General features: G+C 65.1%; 21 protein-coding genes. 18 read left to right on the top strand and 3 right to left on the bottom strand.

Going from position 1 to position 18162, the window contains the following annotated elements; all coding sequences use genetic code 11:
* Nucleotide 1 precedes the first annotated feature (1 nt).
* The 11 genes from Q1W68_RS16990 (at nucleotide 2) to Q1W68_RS16940 (ending at nucleotide 8874) form a co-directional block, all read left to right on the top strand.
* A complete protein-coding gene (locus tag Q1W68_RS16990; protein ID WP_300717148.1) occupies nucleotides 2-871 on the top strand; it encodes an SDR family oxidoreductase in 870 nt (289 codons plus the stop codon).
* Between the two features lie 61 nt (nucleotides 872-932).
* Nucleotides 933-1694, top strand: a complete 762-nt coding sequence (locus Q1W68_RS16985) for a 3-oxoacyl-ACP reductase family protein (RefSeq protein ID WP_300717147.1) — start codon at nucleotides 933-935, stop codon at nucleotides 1692-1694.
* A 9-nt stretch (nucleotides 1695-1703) separates the two neighbouring features.
* Nucleotides 1704-2603 (top strand): DMT family transporter, encoded by a 900-nt coding sequence (locus tag Q1W68_RS16980; protein WP_300653693.1) that lies wholly within the window; start codon nucleotides 1704-1706, stop codon nucleotides 2601-2603.
* Nucleotides 2604-3395: a creatininase gene (locus tag Q1W68_RS16975; RefSeq protein ID WP_300717146.1), complete on the top strand. Its 792-nt coding sequence runs from the start codon at nucleotides 2604-2606 to the stop codon at nucleotides 3393-3395.
* 2 nt (nucleotides 3396-3397) lie between these two features.
* Nucleotides 3398-4099 (top strand): isochorismatase family cysteine hydrolase, encoded by a 702-nt coding sequence (locus tag Q1W68_RS16970; protein WP_300717145.1) that lies wholly within the window; start codon nucleotides 3398-3400, stop codon nucleotides 4097-4099.
* A 15-nt stretch (nucleotides 4100-4114) separates the two neighbouring features.
* Nucleotides 4115-4939: an N-acyl homoserine lactonase family protein gene (locus Q1W68_RS16965; RefSeq protein WP_300717144.1), complete on the top strand. Its 825-nt coding sequence runs from the start codon at nucleotides 4115-4117 to the stop codon at nucleotides 4937-4939.
* Between the two features lie 26 nt (nucleotides 4940-4965).
* Nucleotides 4966-5724, top strand: coding sequence for a hypothetical protein (locus Q1W68_RS16960; RefSeq protein WP_300717143.1), 759 nt, complete (start codon nucleotides 4966-4968; stop codon nucleotides 5722-5724).
* 194 nt (nucleotides 5725-5918) lie between these two features.
* Nucleotides 5919-6755 carry a transporter substrate-binding domain-containing protein gene (locus Q1W68_RS16955; protein WP_300717142.1) on the top strand — a complete coding sequence of 279 codons (837 nt, stop codon included), beginning with the start codon at nucleotides 5919-5921 and terminating at the stop codon, nucleotides 6753-6755.
* A gap of 13 nt (nucleotides 6756-6768) precedes the next feature.
* Nucleotides 6769-7416, top strand: coding sequence for an amino acid ABC transporter permease (locus tag Q1W68_RS16950; protein ID WP_300658274.1), 648 nt, complete (start codon nucleotides 6769-6771; stop codon nucleotides 7414-7416).
* A complete protein-coding gene (locus Q1W68_RS16945; RefSeq protein WP_300717141.1) occupies nucleotides 7413-8069 on the top strand; it encodes an ABC transporter permease subunit in 657 nt (218 codons plus the stop codon). Before Q1W68_RS16950 ends, Q1W68_RS16945 begins: the two co-directional genes overlap by 4 nt.
* 19 nt (nucleotides 8070-8088) lie before the next feature.
* Nucleotides 8089-8874 carry an amino acid ABC transporter ATP-binding protein gene (locus tag Q1W68_RS16940; RefSeq protein ID WP_300717140.1) on the top strand — a complete coding sequence of 262 codons (786 nt, stop codon included), beginning with the start codon at nucleotides 8089-8091 and terminating at the stop codon, nucleotides 8872-8874.
* Between the two features lie 214 nt (nucleotides 8875-9088).
* Here Q1W68_RS16940 and uraH read toward each other — a convergent pair whose 3' ends face one another.
* A complete protein-coding gene (uraH, locus tag Q1W68_RS16935) occupies nucleotides 9089-9499 on the bottom strand; it encodes a hydroxyisourate hydrolase (RefSeq protein ID WP_300654615.1) in 411 nt (136 codons plus the stop codon).
* Nucleotides 9500-9514: 15 nt separating this feature from the next.
* Nucleotides 9515-10051, bottom strand: coding sequence for a heme-binding protein (locus Q1W68_RS16930; protein WP_300654617.1), 537 nt, complete (start codon nucleotides 10049-10051; stop codon nucleotides 9515-9517).
* Nucleotides 10052-10200: 149 nt separating this feature from the next.
* Here Q1W68_RS16930 and Q1W68_RS16925 point away from each other — a divergent pair, with 149 nt between their 5' ends.
* The 7 genes from Q1W68_RS16925 (at nucleotide 10201) to gdhA (ending at nucleotide 17083) form a co-directional block, all read left to right on the top strand.
* Nucleotides 10201-10872, top strand: a complete 672-nt coding sequence (locus Q1W68_RS16925) for a heavy metal response regulator transcription factor (RefSeq protein WP_300654620.1) — start codon at nucleotides 10201-10203, stop codon at nucleotides 10870-10872.
* On the top strand, nucleotides 10869-12236 hold the full coding sequence (locus Q1W68_RS16920; RefSeq protein ID WP_300654623.1) for a heavy metal sensor histidine kinase: 1368 nt from the start codon (nucleotides 10869-10871) through the stop codon (nucleotides 12234-12236). The genes Q1W68_RS16925 and Q1W68_RS16920 overlap by 4 nt, the downstream gene beginning before the upstream one ends.
* A 458-nt stretch (nucleotides 12237-12694) precedes the next feature.
* Nucleotides 12695-13096 carry a GreA/GreB family elongation factor gene (locus Q1W68_RS16915; RefSeq protein WP_300654626.1) on the top strand — a complete coding sequence of 134 codons (402 nt, stop codon included), beginning with the start codon at nucleotides 12695-12697 and terminating at the stop codon, nucleotides 13094-13096.
* A gap of 74 nt (nucleotides 13097-13170) precedes the next feature.
* The gene (locus tag Q1W68_RS16910) at nucleotides 13171-14046 is read left to right on the top strand and encodes a universal stress protein (protein WP_300654629.1); all 876 of its coding nucleotides are present in this window, start codon (nucleotides 13171-13173) and stop codon (nucleotides 14044-14046) included.
* Nucleotides 14047-14053: 7 nt separating this feature from the next.
* Nucleotides 14054-14926, top strand: coding sequence for a hypothetical protein (locus Q1W68_RS16905; RefSeq protein WP_300654632.1), 873 nt, complete (start codon nucleotides 14054-14056; stop codon nucleotides 14924-14926).
* 112 nt (nucleotides 14927-15038) lie between these two features.
* A complete protein-coding gene (locus Q1W68_RS16900; RefSeq protein WP_300654635.1) occupies nucleotides 15039-15674 on the top strand; it encodes an N-acetyltransferase in 636 nt (211 codons plus the stop codon).
* Nucleotides 15675-15739: 65 nt separating this feature from the next.
* Entirely contained in the window at nucleotides 15740-17083 is a 1344-nt protein-coding gene (gdhA, locus tag Q1W68_RS16895) for an NADP-specific glutamate dehydrogenase (RefSeq protein WP_300654637.1), read from the top strand.
* A 219-nt stretch (nucleotides 17084-17302) separates the two neighbouring features.
* Here the strand turns inward: gdhA and Q1W68_RS16890 are convergent, their stop codons facing one another.
* Complete coding sequence (locus Q1W68_RS16890; RefSeq protein WP_300654640.1) at nucleotides 17303-18067, bottom strand: fumarylacetoacetate hydrolase family protein; 765 nt, start codon at nucleotides 18065-18067, stop codon at nucleotides 17303-17305.
* Between the last annotated feature and the right edge of the window lie 95 nt (nucleotides 18068-18162).

Raw genomic sequence — 18162 nt, 5'->3', positions numbered from 1 at the left:
CATGCCTGCCGACCACGGCCTGCAGGGCAAGACCGTGCTCATCACCGGCGCGGCCGGGGGTATCGGCCAGGCGCTGGCGCGGGCCTTTGCGGCGCAGGGCGTGCGGCTGATGCTGCTGGACCGCGTCGATTCAGGCAACACCCTGGAACTGATCCGCCAAGACCAAACCTCCGTTCAAGCCGAGCCCATCTCTGCTCGGGCTGATTCCACCTCCGGTTGGGCTGAGTCCACTTCCGTTCGGGCTGAGCTTGTCGAAGCCTTCTGCATCACGTGCGACCTCAGCGACCCCCAACAGGTCGCAGCCGTTGCCGCGCACTTGCGCGAACACTGGGGCACGCTCGACGTGCTGGTCAACAACGCCGGCACCGAGTACCCCACACCGCTGGACGACACCGCACCCGAATCCATGACCCGCTGGGCCGGCCTGCTCGACAACAACGTCACCTCCATGGTGCGGCTCACGCAGGCGCTGCTGCCCCTGTTGCCGCGTGGCGCCAGCGTCATCAACCAGAGCTCCATCTGGGGCCGCATCGGCGTGGCGGGCTTTTCAGCCTACGCCGCGAGCAAACACGCGGTGGTGGGGCTCACGCGTTCGCTCGCGCTGGAACTCGGCCCACGCGGCATCCGCGTGAACGCCGTGTGCCCCGGCTGGGTGCGCACCGACGCCGCGCTGCGCTCGCTCACGGCCATGGCGCAAGCCCAGGGTCGCAGCGAGGCCGAGGTGGAACGCGAGATCCTGTCGAAGCAGGCCGTGCCCGAGATGCTCACGCCCGAAGATCTCGCCGGTGTGTTTTTGTTCCTCGCCAGCGAAGCGGCGCGACCGCTCACGGGCCAGTGTCTGGTGACCAGCCACGGCGAGGTGATGGCATGAGCGCCGCGCCGGGCCGCTCCCAAGCAAGCTCGCACCGCAGCCCGCAGAGCGAAGGTACCCCATGAGCGTGCAGCTGTCGCTCGTAGGCCAGACCGCGCTGGTCACCGGAGCGGCCACCGGCATAGGACGTGCCATCGCGCTGAAGTTCGCGCAAGCGGGCGCACGCGTGGTCGTCAACCACTTGAACCAGCCGCAGGAGGCCGCCACCCTGGTGCAGACCATCAAGCACGCGGGCGGGCAGGCCGTGGCCATCAGCGCCGACGTGAGCGACGGCGAGGCCGTGCAGCGCCTGGTGACAGAAGCCCTGCACACCGTGGGCGACATCCACATCCTCGTCAACAACGCCGGCATCATCCAGGAGAAGCCGTTCCTGGACACCACCGAGGCCGACTGGGACCGCATGCTGGCCACCGACCTGAAGTCGGTGTTTCTGATGTCGCGCGCGGTGCTGCCCGGCATGGTGGCGCGCAGCGGTGGCGTCATCGTCAACCTCGCGTCCGACCTCGGCATTCTCGGCCGCGAGAACTACGCGCCCTACTGCGCGGCCAAGGCCGGCGTGATCGGGCTCACCAAATCGCTGGCGCGCGAGTTCGCGCCGCACGGCATCCGCGTCAACGCCATTGCGCCCGGGCCGGTGAACACCGCCATGGTCTCGCTGGACAGCATGAGCCCCGAGTGGATGGAAAAGGAACTCGCCATTCCGCAACACCGCGTGGCCGAGCCCGACGAGATCGCGGCCACCGCGCTGTTCCTCGCCTCCGACCTGTCGCGCTTTTACTGCGGCCAGGTGCTGGGGCCCAACGGTGGCTCGGTCATGCCCTGATTGCCGTCGATGTCCCTGCTCTCTCACCCTTCCAACCGCCTCGCCACCGGCGTGCTGCTGTTCTCGGCGTCGCTCTGGGGCCTGTCGTGGATGCCGCTCAAGTGGTTCATCGCGCAGGGCCTCACCGGCCCCATGGTGTCGCTGCTGTCGTATGGCGTGGTGGGCCTGTTCACCTGTGTCTTCATCTGGCGCCAGCGCGCCGCCTGGCGCGCGCAGTGGGGCCTGCTGCTGGCGCTGGCCGTGGTGGGTGGCTGGGCCAACACCTCGTTTGTCAACGCGCTGATGCTGGGCGACGTGGTGCGGGTGATGTTCCTGTTCTACCTCTCGCCGGTGTGGTCGGTGCTGGGCGGCTGGCTGTTTTTGAAAGAACGCATTCCGCCGCTGCGCTGGGCCGCGGTGGTGATGGCTCTCGTCGGGCTGTGGCTCTTCCTGGGCGGCACGGGCGGCGTGGACCTGGCCTTCACCTTCGTGGACTTCCTCGCACTCTCCGCCGGCTTCTGCTTCGCGGCCAACAACGTGATCGCGCGCGCTGCCCAACAGGTGCCGATGGTCAGCAAGACCTTCGCGGTGTTTGCCGGCTGCGGCGTCATTTCGTTGGTGGCCACCACCGCGCTGGGTCACAGCGTGCCAACGGCCATGGGCCTGGGCGTGTGGATCGCGGTGCTGGCTTACGGCTTCGTGTGGCTGCTGCTGGCCACCGCCACCTGGCAGTTCGGCGTGACCCACATCGAGAGCAGCAAGGCCGGCGTGATTTTGCTGGCCGAGCTGGTGGTGGCGGTGTTGACCGCCGTGTGGTTCGGCGACGAATCCATGACCGCCCTGGAGTGGGCCGGTGGTGCGCTGATCACCCTCGCCGCTTTTGTTGAGGCCATCGACGCCTCACCCACACCCCAACCCCAAGGAACCTGAATGAACACCACCGTGTGGATGAACGAACTCTCGTGGGTGGACTACCAGTCGCGCGTGCAGCGCGACCAACCGCCTGTGCTGCTGCCGGTGGGTGCGCTCGAACAGCACGGCCCGCACCTGCCGCTGGGCACCGACGGCCTGCTGTCGAGTGCCGTGGCGGCCGACACCGCTGCGCTGGTGGGTGGGCTGGTGGCGCCCACGCTCTCTTACGGCTACAAGTCGCAACCCAAGTGCGGCGGTGGCCAGCACTTTTGCGGCACCACGAGTGTGGACGCCGCCACGCTGGTGGGCCAGGTGCGCGACGCAGTGCGTGAATTTGCGCGCCACGGTCTGCACAAACTGGTGGTCGTGAACGGCCACTACGAGAACCAGTGGTTCCTGATCGAGGGCATCGACCTTGGCCTGCGCGACGCCAAGGCCGCCGACCCGGCGAACCCTCTGCAGGTGATGCGCCTCGAATACTGGGACTTCATGACGCCCGAGACCCTGGGCGATGTGTTCCCCGACGGCTTCCCCGGCTTCGCGCTGGAGCACGCGGCCGTGCTGGAGACCTCGATGATGCTGCACTACCACCCGCATCTGGTGCGCATGGACCTGCTGCCCGACGACGGCCCGGCCGACTTCCCGCCCTACGACATGTACCCGCCGCGCACCGACTGGGTGCCGGCCTCGGGCGTGCTCTCGTCGGCCAAAGGGTCGGACGCCATCAAGGGCAAGTTGCTGGCTGATGAGGTGGCGCGCCGCATGGCCGAGGCCATCACCACCGGCTTCACCCGATCGAACAGCGTCTGAGCATGGACACCGCGCCCGACCCCAGCCGCACCGCCCTGGTCGTGATCGACCTGCAGCGCGATTTCTGCAGCCCCGGTGGCTACGCCCACCAGGCCGGCATCGACATCGCGCCCATGCAGGCGGTGGTGGCCAACGCCGTGCGGCTGCTGAAGGCCGCGCGTGCGGCCGGCCTGCTGGTGGTGCACACGCGCGAAGGCCACCTGAGCGACCTGAGCGACTGCCCCGCCACCAAGCTGCAGCGCAGCGTGGACGCGGGCGCGCCCATCGGCAGCCTGGGGCCATTGGGGCGCTTGCTGGTGCGCGGCGAGCAGGGCCACGACTTCGTGGACGCGGTGCGCCCCCTGAGCGGCGAAGAGGTGATCGACAAGCCGGGCTACGGTGCCTTCCACCGCACGCGGCTGGCGCAGGTGCTCGCGGCACGCGGCATCGAGCAGCTCATCGTCTGCGGCGTGACCACCGAGGTGTGTGTGCACTCCACGCTGCGCGAAGCGGTGGACCGGGGCTTTGCCTGCACCACCGTGACCGACGCCACCGCCGCCAGCAACCCCGCGCTGCAGGCCGCCGCCCTGGCCATGATCGGCGTGGAGGGCGGCATCTTCGGGCGCGTGCGCAGCACCGACGAGGTGGTGGCCTCGCTGCAAGGCCTGCACGCGGCTGAACCCGATCGGGTCAACACCTGGGTGCAGGCCTTCACCGGCGCCTGAACCCAAGGATTCACCATGACACAAGCCCTGCGCATCTGGCCGCTGCTCACCGCGACCCACCGCTACGACAAGACCATCTCCACCTTCAACCGGGGCCATGGCCAGACCATCGAGGCGCCCATCCTGGCCTACCTGATCGAAACGAAGCACGGCCGCATCCTCTACGACGTGGGCTGCGACCACGCCAAGATCCACACGCCCGCGCTGCGGGAACGCCACTACAACCCCGCCACCTTCGAGATGGGCGCGCCCGACATGCGCGAAGAGCACCGCATTCCCCAACACCTCGCGCGCCTGGGGCTGGGCGCGAAGGACGTGGACGTGATCTTCATCGGCCACCTGCACTTTGACCACGCGGGTGGGCTGAAGGAACTCAAACGCTGCGGCTGCGGTGCCGAGATCCACCTGCAGCGCGACGAGTGGAACGCCGCCTGCAGCGGCCTGGACGGTGCGGTGTTTGAAGACGACCTGCTGGACGACGAAGGCCGGGCGTTCCAGTTTTGCCTGAAGCACGGCGAATACAGCGTGTTGCCGGGCGTGCACGCCGTGGCCACACCCGGCCACACCGCTGGCCACATGTCGATGCTGATCGAACTGCCCACCGGCGCCCCGGTGCTGCTGGCGGGTGATGCGGCCGACCTGCAGGAAAACATCGACGACGAGGTGGCACCGGGCACCCTGTGGCAAGGCCGCGAGCAACAGGCCGTTGAGAGCATCCGCAAGCTCAAGGCGCTGGCCCGGGACACCGGCGCGCATCTCTGGCCCAACCACGACATGGTCTTCTACCGAGGCCTGCCCCAGTCCACCGGTTTGGACCGAACGCCTCTCCGTTCGGGCTGAGCTTGTCGAAGCCCATCCACACACCCATGAGCGCCACCGCCCCCATCCCCGACCGCTACCACGGCGTGTGGCAACGCACCCTGCTCGAAACCCCCGACGGCCGAGACACCACCACCTGGGTGCGCTGGCTGCAAACCGGCCTGTGGCACGGCGACCTTCGCGTGCCCGCCGAGGCCGACCGCCACACGGCGGCGGGCCGCGCGATGCAGCAAGGCTTTGGCGGCACCACGCTGATCACGCAGCCCGACGCCAGCGCTCCCGAGGTCTGCACCTGGCAGCGCGCCATCGACCTGCAGCCGCCGCGCAGCACACCCGATGCTGGCCACATGGTGTTCGAGACCCGCGACCGCGTGATCGAAACCGGCATTCATGGCCGCTACCTCGAAGTGTGGGAACGCCTGCCCGGCTCCACGGGTACACGCATCGCGCTGGCCGCCGTTGACGCCACTGGCGAAACCACCGCAGAGCGCCTGCTGGTGAGCGGCCGTTACCTGATGCACCTGCGCCCGCGCAGCGCCGCCTGGCCCGCAGACACCGCACCCGATGACACCCTGGCCGACGTGGTGGCGCGCCACCCGCAGCAGACCGACGCCTGGCTCGACTTCGTCATCGCTTTCGGTGTGCTCGAAGCAGGTGTGTGGAACATCGAACGCGCCACGTTGCCGGCGCTGGAAGGCGGCGCGCTGGCCTGCACGATGCAACGCCTGAGCCTCTCAGATGCCATCGTGGGTTGCGAAGGTCTGCCGCCGAACTGGCGTGTGCTGGAGTGGCACGCACCCGACTGAAGCGCGTCCACGCACCGCGCCCGTGCAACGGGCGGCGCATGCACCGCCTTGTCAGCGGGTGGGTCGGGCTCGCCTCCACAAGCGGCTTTGAACTCACGGGGACCACTCCTGCATGGGCATGCAACTTGCGCTGCAGAGGATGCGTTCAACACCTCCGGCCCAAATCAACTCCATCAACCTCCAGGAGCTTCACCATGCCATCCAACTTCACGTTCACCCGCCGCAGCGTGCTCGCTGCCGCGCTGCTGCCGATTGCTTTGTGGGCCGGCACTGCACACGCCGCCAACCTCGACGAGATCAAGAAGCGCGGCTACATGACCGTGGTCACCGAAGACGACTTCCGCCCGTTTGAGTTCGTGAAAGACGGCAAGCCCACCGGCTTCAACAACGAGATGGTCGATGCGCTGCGCAAGTACGCACCCTTCGAGATCCGCCAGGAGATCCTGCCCTGGCCCGGCATCCTCGCAGGCGTGGCGACCGGCAAGTACGACATCGCCATCACCGCGGTCCTCATGACCAAGGAGCGCACGCAATCGCTGGACTTCACCAGCCCCATTGCCGACGCCACGCACTACTACGTCAAGCGCAAGGACGACAGCAGCATCAAAAGCATCAAGGACCTCAACGGCAAGACCGTGGGTGTGCAGACCGGCAGCGCCTTCCTGAGCCGCCTGCCTGAGCTGCAGGCCATGCTGGCCAAGGAAGGCGGCAAGCTCGGCAAGGTTGTCGAGTATTCGTCGTACCCCGAGGCCTACCAGGACCTCGCGCTCAAGCGCACCGACTTCGTGGTCAACACGGTCATCAACCTCAAGGCGCTGGTGGCCGAGCGGCCCAACGTGTTCGAACTCGGCCAGCCGGTTTCGGGGAATTCGTACCCGGCCTGGGCGGTGAAGAAGGGCAACACCGACCTCCTGAAATTCATGAACGAATTCATCGCCGCGCAGAAGGCCAACGGCGTCATGCCGGCGCTGCAGAAGAAGTGGTTCGGCGAAGCGTTCACGCTGCCGGTGAGCTACACGCCCGAGCAGTGACACCGTTCAGCGCATGAGCCATGCCGATGTCCTGTCGATCTTCAGCGGTGCGCTGACCACGCTGCTGCTGTCCATTGCGGGCATCGCGCTGGGCCTGCCCTTGGGCCTGGGCCTGGCGCTGGCGCGCTGGGCCAAGGTGCCGCTGCTCAACCAAGTGGTGGCGGTGTACGTGAGCCTGCTGCGCGCCACGCCGCTCATCACGCTGGTGCTGCTGATCTTTTTTGCCCTGCCCACGGCGGGCATCTCGGTCGGCCCGGTCACCGCCGGGCTGATCGCGCTCGTGCTCAACACCGCCGCGTTCAACTGCGAGGTCTGGCGCGCCGCGCTGCTCGATCTGCCGAAAGACCAGATCGAAGCGGCGCAATCGGTGGGCATGGGCCAGGCGCTGCGCTTTCGCCGCATCGTGCTGCCGCAGGTGTGGCGCACCGCCTTGCCCGGCCTCATCAACGAAATGTCGCAACTGGTGAAGCTCACCCCCGTGCTCGCGGTGGTGGGCGTGGTCGACATCACGCGCGCTGCCGTGCGCATCGGCGCACAAACCTACGAACCCCTGCCACCGTTTCTGGTGGCGCTGGCCATCTACATCCCCATCGTCTATGCGCTGGTGAGCGTGCAGCGCTGGGTGGAGCGGCGCACGACGCTGCGCGAGGCCGCCGCATGATGAATGACTTCGCCACCGTGTGGTCGGAACGCGGGCTGCTGCTCTCGGGCCTGGGCAACACCGTGCTGCTGTCGGTGCTCGCGGGCCTCGCAGCGCTGGTGCTCGGCGCCCTGCTCTCCACGCTGCTGATGTCGCCGCGCCAGCTGCTCAGCCTGCCGGCCAAGGGGCTGGTCGACCTGGCGCGCTGCACGCCGTTTCTGCTGTTCGCCTACATCGTCTACTACGGCCTGCCGTCAATGGGCCTGCAGTTCGACGCGTGGAGTGCGGGCCTGTTCGCGCTCACCGCGTACCACGCGGCCTACATGGCCGAAATCCTGCGGGCCGCTTGGGCCACGCAACCGCGCGCACCCATCGAAGCCGGCGTGGCCTTCGGCTACAGCGGCCTGGGTCTGTTCCGGCGCATCGTGCTGCCGCCGCTGGCGCTGTCCAGCGCGCCGGTGCTGGGCAACCAGCTGATCCAGATCATCAAGGACAGCGCCTTCCTCACCATCATCACCTTGCCCGAACTCACGCACGCGGTGAACTCCATCCAGTCGCGCCACTTCATCCCGTTCGCCGCCTTCCTCACCGCAGTGATCCTCTACTGGGCGCTGTGCCTGGTGGTGGAAGCCGGCGTGGCCGCCGTGGGCCGCCTGGCCGACGCGCGGCGCTGATCCAACACCCGCCCTCAACATGCCCCAACTCATTCCGCTACTCAGCGTGCAGTCGCTCAGCAAGAGCTTTGGCAGCCTGCGCGTGCTCGACGATATCTCGTTCACCGTCGCACGCGGCGAAACGGTGTGCCTGCTCGGCCCATCGGGCTCGGGCAAGTCCACGCTGCTGCGCTGCATCAACTGGCTGGAGCGCCCCGACAGCGGCCGCATCCTCATCGACAGCCAGCCCATCGGCGTCACCAGCGGCGGCGTGGTCATGAACGACCAGCAGCTCGCGCAGGTGCGCACCCGCATCGGCATGGTGTTCCAGCAGTTCGCGCTGTGGCCCCACCTCACCGTGCTGCAGAACGTGATGGAGGCGCCGGTGCACGTGCAACGCCGGCCGAAAGACGCCGTGCGCGCCGAGGCCGAGGCGCTGCTCCAGCGCGTGGGGCTGTTCGACAAACGCGACGTTTTCCCGGCGCGCCTCTCGGGCGGACAGAAGCAGCGCGTGGGCATTGCACGCGCGCTGGCCATGAAGCCCGCGCTGATGCTGTTCGATGAGCCCACCAGCGCGCTCGACCCCGAGCTGGTGGGCGAGGTGCTGGCGGTGATGCGCGACCTCTCATCCGAGGGCATGACCATGCTGGTGGTCACGCACGAAATGGCCTTCGCCCGCGAAGCCGCCCACCGCGTGGTCTTCATGGACCACGGCGTGGTGGTGGAGACGGGCACGCCCGAGGCGTTCTTCGAGGCGCCGAGCACCGAGCGGGGGCGTCAGTTCTTGCAGCGGTTCTCGGAGGGGCGCGCGGTCTCAGCGGGCTGAGGTTGGACTGACGGCGTCACGCTGATACCGCCTTCAGTCTGCCCCAAGCCGGTCATGGCAGGAAGCCACGCTCGAACGGAGGCAGCGCCTTCTGATCCGGACTCCTGCGCATCCGACGGACCGTGTCATCGTTGACCACTTGACCAGCTCCCGGCCGTTCAAGTTTTCCACAGGTCAGCACTTCGCTCGCACATCGAGCGAAGTGCCGACCCGTTCAGTTACCGCGGTACGTCGAGAATCCGAATGGGCTGAGCAGCAGCGGAATATGGTAGTGCGGCACCGTGCCGTCAACCGCAAAGATCACCGGCACCTCCGGGAAGAACGACGCCGTCTTGTGCTGTGCAAACCAGTCACCGGTTTTGAAGGTCACGCGGTAGTTCCCCTTCTGCAGCGTCATGTCCTGCGGATACAGCGCTGTGATCCGCCCCTGCTCGTTGGTCGTGCCGCTGTTCAGAACCGTCCATTGGTCGCCGTTCTGCTTCTCCAGCAGAACCTTGACGCCCGGCGAGGGCAATCCACTCTCCAGGTTCAGGACGTGGACGCTCAGCGGGTTCCCGGCCGCCGACGCGATGGCAGAGGCACCACAAAGCGCAATACCGGCGACGAGTGATTTCAGTTGGGTCATGTCGAGATTTCCTTTTCAGTTTGAGACTTGGTTTTCAGGGGAGGGGGACAGTACTTGAGCAATCGCTTTGAGCGCGCAGCCCTCGTCATGGGAGGCGCCCCCGGCACCTCCAACGCCAATCGCACCAATGACCTCTTTCCCCGAGAACAGCGGCACGCCGCCACCGATCAGAAGCAGTGATTCAACCGTGTTGAGGTTCTGGGCATCTGGATTGGCTCGGGCATTGGCGGCAAGCTGACGAGTCGGCGTCTTGGTTGACAGTGCCGTGTAGGCCTTTCGCTGAGCGGCTTGCGTGTTGTGCGGACCCACGCTGTCGTCGCGCTGCACAGCCAACAAGTTGCCGCCGCGGTCCACGACCACCACCACGGCAGAGCGCCCATCTGCGTGACAGGCGGCCAGCGTGGCGCCGATCAGCTCATTGGCCAGGGCGAGCGAGACGTTTTCCTGCTTGAGCAACGGGGGGGGTGTGGCCGCCGCGGCCGATGATGCTGCGACTGTCCACATCGCCAGACAAGTCAGCGCCTGCGCCGCGGATCGAATTGAAGCTTGCATGTGTTCTCCTTGGGGTTTCCATCGTGCTTCGTGTAGCGAAGGACTCGATGATGAGGTTCTGCTGGAAACAAAACGATGGCGAACACATGACAAAGTCGTCATGTGAACTCACCCACTTTGCGTATACGCTCGGGCGCAGGAGAAGATCGATGCGGATACTGGTTGTTGAGGACGAGCCCAAAGCGGCTGACTATTTACGCAAAGGATTGGGCGAATCTGGGTACCTGGTCGAGGTTGCGCACAATGGTTTGGACGGTCAATTCCTCTCTCAGGAAAGCGATTTCGATCTCATCATCCTGGACGTCATGCTCCCTGGGCTGGACGGCTGGCAGCTGCTCAGATCCATCCGCCGAAAGAGCGCGGTTCCAGTGCTGTTCCTGACCGCGCGCGATTCCGTGGATGACCGCGTCAAGGGCCTGGAACTCGGCGCCGATGACTACCTGGTCAAGCCTTTTTCTTATGCCGAGTTGCTGGCGCGCGTGCGCACACTGCTGCGCCGGGGACCGCCACGCGAGGTCGAGCTGTTCCGGGTGGCAGACCTTCAGCTTGAGGTGCTGAGCCGTCGCGTGACTCGCGGTGGTGACCGAATAACGCTGACCAACCAGGAGTTTTCGCTGCTGCACTTGCTGCTCGCTCGTGAAGGTGAAGTGCTCTCCCGACCGCAGATCGCTTCACACGTGTGGCAGATGAACTTCGACAGCGACACCAATGTGGTCGACGTGGCCATACGCCGCCTGCGCGCCAAGATTGACGATCCCTACGCGCCCAAATTGATCCATACGGTTCGAGGAATGGGCTACAAGCTGGAAGTGGCCGAATGAAGATGTGGCCGCAAACGCTGAGCCTGCGCTTGGCGCTGATGTTTGCCTGGGTCAGCGTGGTGTTGCTGGGCGCTCTGGGCGTGTTTCTCTATCAGTCGTTGGCGCGTGAGATCACCTGGCGCGACGACGTGGCGTTGATGGGGCGAATTGAACACATGCGTGCCCTGATCGGAGACAGCCAGAGCGTCGAAGCGCTGCAACAGCGTCCGCAGCTCTACGCCAACATGCTGGGCAACCAGGAGAGCCTGCTCTGGGTGCTGGACAGCACAGGCAACGCCTTGATTGAGATCAACCCGATGCAACTGCCGATACCTCGCTTGCCTCGAGGCCAGGGCGTACAGCTCAGAAATGGAGATGGCGCTGAAGCATCGCGGTTGGCTTGGCTGCATGTCAGCCAGGATGGGCGGGAGCTGACCTTGGTGGCCGGCAAGCTGCTGACCCAACGCGATCAGATGCTCTCGGCGTATCAGCTCAAACTCTGGCTTTCGCTGGCTGGGGGCGCGTGTTTGTCCTTCTTGCTGGGCTGGGCAGTGAGCTTCCGTGGTCTTCGTCCTGTGCGTGAACTGGCGGCTCGTGTTGCATCCATCGACGCGGCACATCTTCACCTGCGGCTGAAAGGCTCCGGACAGGTTGGCGAGTTGCGTCAGCTGGGTGATGCGCTGGACCTCATGCTGACACGCCTTGAGGACGGATTTGGCCAGTTGTCCCGTTTCTCGGAAGACCTGGCGCACGAGATGCGAACACCCCTGAACAATCTCATGGGTCAAGGACAACTCGCGCTTCAGAAAGATCGGGCGGTAGAGGACTATCAGGCGCTGTTGGCCTCCAACCAAGAGGACTACGAGCGGCTGGCGCGAATGATCTCCAACATGTTGTTCCTGGCCAGCGCCGATCAGGTCAACGCATCCATTCGGCGAGAGAACATCGGGCTTCACAACACGGTAGCGCAGCTGTGTGAGTACTTCGAGGGGACGGCTGAAGAGCGCGGTATGTTGCTGGTCAACGAGGTCAGCGGAAACTTGTTGGCCGATCCCGAGTTGCTTCGCCGAGCTCTTGCGAACTTGCTGGCCAACGCCTTGCGTTATGGCGATGCCGAAAGTGCCATCAGCATTTCAAGTCAACGGCTGACTGGATACGTCAACGTCACGGTGAGCAATCAGGGCTCGCCGATAGGCCCCGAGCACTTGCCACGCCTCTTTGATCGTTTTTACCGCTGTGACTCGTCGCGCGCCGAGCCCGGCGACTCAGGGGGCTTGGGATTGGCCATCGTTCGCTCCATCATGTTGCTGCACGGTGGCGAGGTGTCGGTTCAAAGCGACGCAGACAGCACCCGGTTTGTTCTGAGTTTTCCGATGCCAACTTAGCATGGCAAACGGACAGGGTTCTCGCTCGCGTGCTCTCAGTGAAGGACTTTCTCAAGTTCGAAGATCGCTCCAGATCACGACGGATGCCACGAAGCCACGCGCGGGCGGCGTGCAGCGCTGGCTCGAATGGCTGCTGCACAAAGGAGCACCGTTTTGGCGCCACAACCTCGCTCGCCTGTGGCGCCAAGGATTCCATGATGCGTCCTATAATTTGCACCATGGCCTCCCACCCAACCATCTCTGCCTTCACAGCAGCGCGCTTGCCCTTCGCGGTCAGCCGCGCTGTGGCCGGTCGCAGGCTGATGGGCTCGGCGGGACTGCGCCAGCCGGCCGCACATTCCTAAGCCCGGCGATACCCCTACCTCCTTTTTGCGCAATCCAACCATCGCCGGGCCCCAAGCCAGCGCGATAGCGGGCGCTGCCTTTCTCAGGCAGGTCTGCACCTGTTGGAGTGCCACATGCACAAGAACCCTGTGGGTGAGCGGCTGCTCACCGAGATTGACCACGCACGCCTGAACAAGCTGCACTGCGCGCAACTTCCGCGCGAACTGATCGACACGCTCGATTCCCTGGACCTCGTTCCCTCGCGCGAGATCCCACCCGACGTCGTCACCATGTACTCGCAGGTGATCGTCGAAGACCTCGACTCCCACCAGCGGCAAAAGCTCACGTTGTGCTACCCCGCTGACGCCGAGCCACACCTGGGCTTCATCTCTGTGCTTTCCCCTGTGGGAGCCAGCCTGCTCGGGCAGCGCGTGGGTGCCACTGCCCGCTGGCGCACGCCCAATGGGGATGCCTGCGCGGCGGAAATTGTCTCGCTGCTGTTTCAGCCCGAAGCCAGCGGCGACTACACCACCTAGCCGCCTCCATGCCATCGATCACGTCCCCCAGCGATTGCGCTGCGGGGTTGGCCCCCGTTCGTCCAGGAATTCCCATGCACTTTGACTCCATCCTTGCCGTCTCTGATTTCTCGGCCCTCTCTGCCCACGCTCTGGAACGCGCAGCCCTGCTGGCGCGACAGCACCAGATCCCGTTGCGTCTGATCCACCTCGACGAGGGGTCGAACATCCACCCCCCGGATCCGATCTCGCGCCTGGGACAGCGGGCACGCCAACTGGCCAGGCGCCACGAGATATCGGTGCTTGCGATCGAACGCTCAGCGCCGCTCGAAGCGGTGCTGGCAGAGGCGGGAGCTTCCACCCTGCTGGTGATGTCCCCGCTGCTGCAACGCAGCTGGAAAAGGTTTCATCGCGGCACGACGCTGGACCAAGCCGTGCACGGCAGCTTGGGTCCGCTGCTGGTGGTCAAGCAGGAGCCCCGGCAGGCTTACAAGGATGCGCTCGTGGCCGTTGACCTGTCACCACGAACCGAGCCACTGATCGACTTTGCCACCCGGTTCTCAAGGCCCACGGCGCTGAAACTGTTTCACGCCATCGACACGATCGAAGAAAGCAAGCTGCGGTCGGTTCAGACGTCGGAAGAAGCCATACAGGCCAATCGGCTCAACTCGCGCCAGCACGCCAGGGACCGGCTGGCGCAGGTGATCGGCGCAGTTGACCTTGCATCAGCTGGCTCGAAAGACCCGCCGCTGGCCTTTGAAGTCGGCAATGGCGATCCGGCCTACACAACCGCGTTGCACCAGCTGTCCTCGCAGGCCGAGCTGGTCGTGGTGGGGAAGCGCCAAAGCTCGCCACTGGCACGGTTTTTCACCGGCAGCGTGGCCCAACGCCTGGCGAAGTGGGCCGCAGGCGACGTGTTGATCGCTCCGCTGGATCGTCTGAACGTGGCCACGGCCGCAGACCGGGTGTGAGAACGACATGGACCTCACCAAAGACTTCATCAAGACCAAGCGGCCTTGCGCCGATGGTTTCCGCTGGTTCCTGCGGCACCACCACGAAGGGAGCAACTACCAGGACCTGCTGGACGCCCTGGTGCAGGCAGGTCGCGTCAGCGACGCCTGCTGGCTGTTGGACCAGTTCGGCCCCACCAATGAGACCTTGATCCTGGATCACCTCTTTGCCGACACCATCGTCTTCGCAGGCTCCTTGCGGGTGCGCGGCAACATCGACGTGGATTCGGTGGTGCGGGTGGGTCGGCGCATCGATGTGGGTGGCAGCATCGTGGTCGGTGAATCGCTGGTGTCGGGCGACGACATCCGCTGCGAAGGGATTGTTCGAATCAACGGTCGATTGGAATCGGGCGGGCGTCTCAAGGCTGGCTGGGGCATCGAAGCCAACGGTGGCATCACCGCCAAGGCAGCCCTGCAAGCTGCGTGGAATGTTCAATGCGCAGGCCACCTGCGCCTGGGTGGTCAGGCATCGGTGGGGCAGGACATCTCGGTGCGGGGCTCCATCACCTGCTCGAAGAGTCTCGTGTGTGGTGGCAGTCTGGTTTCAACCGACAGTGTCCACGCCGTCGAAGGCATCTCGGTTGGCCTGAACATCCAGTGCGGCATGCACCTGGAGGCAGGTTGGGGCATCAAGGCGGGCGGTGCTGTTGAGGCGCGCGGTGCGATCCGCGCCGGTGAAAGCCTGGGCACGTTCAGGACCATCCGTGCAGGGGTTGGCTACGGCGTTTTTGCCGGTCTGAATGTTCAGATGGAGGCTTGGGAGGCGAGCGCCCGCGTGTGCGCCAGCCAGAAGCCCGACAGCTTGATGAGCGGTTGGTGGGCGGGAGCGCGCGATGTTTGAACCATGGATGTGTGCCCTGCTGGCACTGCCCTTGATCACCCCTCGACCAGCCGCTCTCGGCAAGCGACCGGCTACGCACCGAGGTGCGCGGACTGGTGAGCAGCGGCACACCGTGGAACTGCGCGTCGACGTGCAGTGGAGCGCGGCATCCGTTGACGATGAGTTGAAGTCGCTGCACGCGCGCCTTGAGCGCACGGGCCTGCTCAAAGGCGGCACCAGCACCATCTCGACCCAACTTCCAGGCCTGGTTCTTCGCCACCGCGAAGCCGATGGAGAGCACTACATCTACGTGGAGGACGTGGATCGGGGATGTCTGGCCGGCTACACGGTCTTCAACCGCCTGATCGAAGTCAATCGCTCGCTGGATCGATTGGTCCGGGCACCGCATTCCAAATATGCGGTGGGGTATCAGCGCAGAGGCATTGCCACCGCGGTGTATGAGTGGGCGCTTTCCCAGGGGTTCTGGCTGGTCAGCGGCGCCCGCCAATCTCACAGCGCCCATGCGCTGTGGGCGTCCCTCGCAAGACGTCATCGACTGGAATACGTCGAGCTTCGAAACAAGGAGCTTCACTGGTTGGCATCGCCAGTGGATCCGAAGACGCGCGACCGACTGCAGACCCGCATGGTGTTGTTGGGGAAAGGGTGGGAGACCAAGGTTGAAACGTTGGCTCGATCACCCCTTGATGTGACCGCAGACCGGAGGGCGGCCGGCTTGCTGCCCTCCCGAGCGGAAGGCTCACCCATCTGACCCATTCCTTTTTCATGCAATGCGGTCTGCGAACAAGCGCCTGCACCGTTTTAAATCAGAACACGATGAAATACGCATCTGCCCACCAGTTCCTCGAACACGTCATCCATCGCAACCCGGGTCAAGCCGAATTCCACCAGGCCGTCTCGGAGGTGATGGAGAGCCTTTGGCCCTTCATCCAGAAACACCCCAAATACGCCGAACAGGGTCTGCTGGACCGGCTCGTGGAGCCCGAGCGCGTGGTGATGTTCCGCATCTCGTGGGTCAACGACCATGGCGATGTGCAGGTCAACCGCGGCTACCGCATCCAGCACAGCTCGGCCATCGGACCGTACAAGGGCGGCATGCGTTTTCATCCCTCGGTCAACCTCTCGATCCTGAAGTTCCTCGCCTTCGAGCAGACCTTCAAGAACGCATTGACGACCCTGCCCATGGGCGGCGGCAAAGGGGGCTCTGATTTCGACCCCAAGGGCAAGAGCCCGGGCGAGGTGATGCGCTTTTGCCAGGCCCTTGTGAGTGAACTGTTCCGCCATGTCGGCGCCGACACCGACGTGCCGGCGGGCGACATTGGCGTGGGTGGCCGCGAAGTCGGTTTCATGGCCGGCATGATGAAAAAGCTCAGCAACCGATCCGACTGCGTGTTCACCGGCAAGGGCTTGTCGTTTGGCGGTTCGCTGGGGCGACCCGAGGCCACTGGCTACGGCACGGTGTACTTCGCGCAGGAAATGCTCAAGCACAAAGGCCGCAGTTTTGACGGTCTGCGCGTGAGCGTGTCGGGCTCGGGCAATGTCGCCCAATACGCGGTGGAAAAAGCCATGGCGTTGGGCGCGAAGGTCGTCACCGTGTCCGACTCGAGCGGCACGGTGATCGACGAGGACGGCTTCACAACAGCGAAGCTGGCCGAGCTGATGGAGGTCAAGAACCACCTCTACGGCCGCGTGAGCGAATACGCCACACGCACGGGGAGCCGGTTTGAACCCGGCGCGCGTCCTTGGGCGGTGCCGGTGGATCTGGCACTTCCTTGCGCAACACAGAACGAAATCGATGCGACCGATGCCGAAACGCTCATCAGGAACGGCGTCATTTGCGTGGCGGAGGGCGCCAACATGCCGACCACCATGGAGGCGGTGCGTCGTTTCGAGGAAGCGGGCGTCCTCTACGCGCCCGGCAAGGCCAGCAACGCTGGCGGTGTCGCCACCTCGGGGCTTGAGATGAGCCAGAACGCGATGCGCCTCTCATGGCCGCGCGCCGAAGTCGATGACCGTCTGCACGCCATCATGGTGGGCATCCACGAAGCTTGTCTCGTGCACGGACACCGGCCGGACCGCCGGGTCAGCTATGTGGACGGCGCAAACATAGCGGGCTTTGTCAAAGTCGCTGACGCCATGCTGGCTCAAGGTGTGATCTAGAGCGCACGTGGGTTGCAATTGGCCTGGAATGCGCACCCCTGCTGAAACGAAAGTGCATGGGGACAAGTCGGCGCGCTCGCAGCAGCTGCGCATGGCGGGTGCAATGCCCCACTGCACAACACGCAGCAGTGCACCAAGAGCGGCTGTACCGCTGAAGCCAGTCGTCTTGCAGCGGTTTTCGGAGGGGCGCGCCGCTGTGGCGAACTCAGGCTACCTGCTTCAGCCGTAGGTGTTGGACAGCGTGCCCAGCCCTTCGATGACCACCTCGACCGTGCTGCCCGCTTTCATGGGGAGCACACCCAGCGAGGTGCCGCACAGGATCACATCGCCGGGCTCCAGCGTCATGTCGTGTGAGATGCGCGAGACCAGTTCGGCCGGGCTGAAGAACATGTCGGACAGCGCGTAGTTCTGGCGTTCACGGCCCCCGACCAGCGTGCGCAGGTGCGCGCTGGAGGGATCGAAGTCCGTGTCGATGAAGGGGCCGATGGCGCCAAACCCGTCGAAGCTTTTGGCCCGTGTCCACTGGGGAAATGTGGGGTCTCGCTGCAGCAGTTCGAGGGCGGTGACATCGTTGGCACAGCAGTAACCCAGGATGTGCGACGGCGCGTCATCAACGGACACGGCGCGGGTTTTTTGACCGATCACCACCGCCAGCTCACCTTCATAGACCACCCGACCGTCGTATGTCCCCGGCACAGGAATCGGCTGCAGATGCCCGATGACGCTGGCGGGTGATTTCAAAAAGTACAGCGGCTCGGAGGGCTGCGCCCAGCCGTTCTTTTCAGCAGCGGCGCGAAAGTTGTTCCAAAGACCGACGACTTTGCCGGGCACGCACGGCGCCAGCCATGCCATCTCGGCCAGCGGCAGGGTCTCGCCGCTGGCCGAGGGGGAGGCGAACATGTCGCCGGTGTGCAGGTGCACACGGTCGCCCTCCAAGGTGCCGAAACCAACCCTGCCTTGGTGCTCGAAACGAAGCCATTTCATAGATCACTCCTGGGTGAACCTGGCCCGCCCCGCCGGCGCGCCGAAGCGCCGATCTTGCACGACGCACCCGCAGCAACGCAGCGAGAGCCCACGAA

The sequence above is a fragment of the Hydrogenophaga sp. genome, from assembly GCF_030158645.1.
Classification (GTDB): domain Bacteria; phylum Pseudomonadota; class Gammaproteobacteria; order Burkholderiales; family Burkholderiaceae_C; genus Hydrogenophaga.
This window is presented reverse-complemented; position numbering and strand designations above follow the sequence as displayed.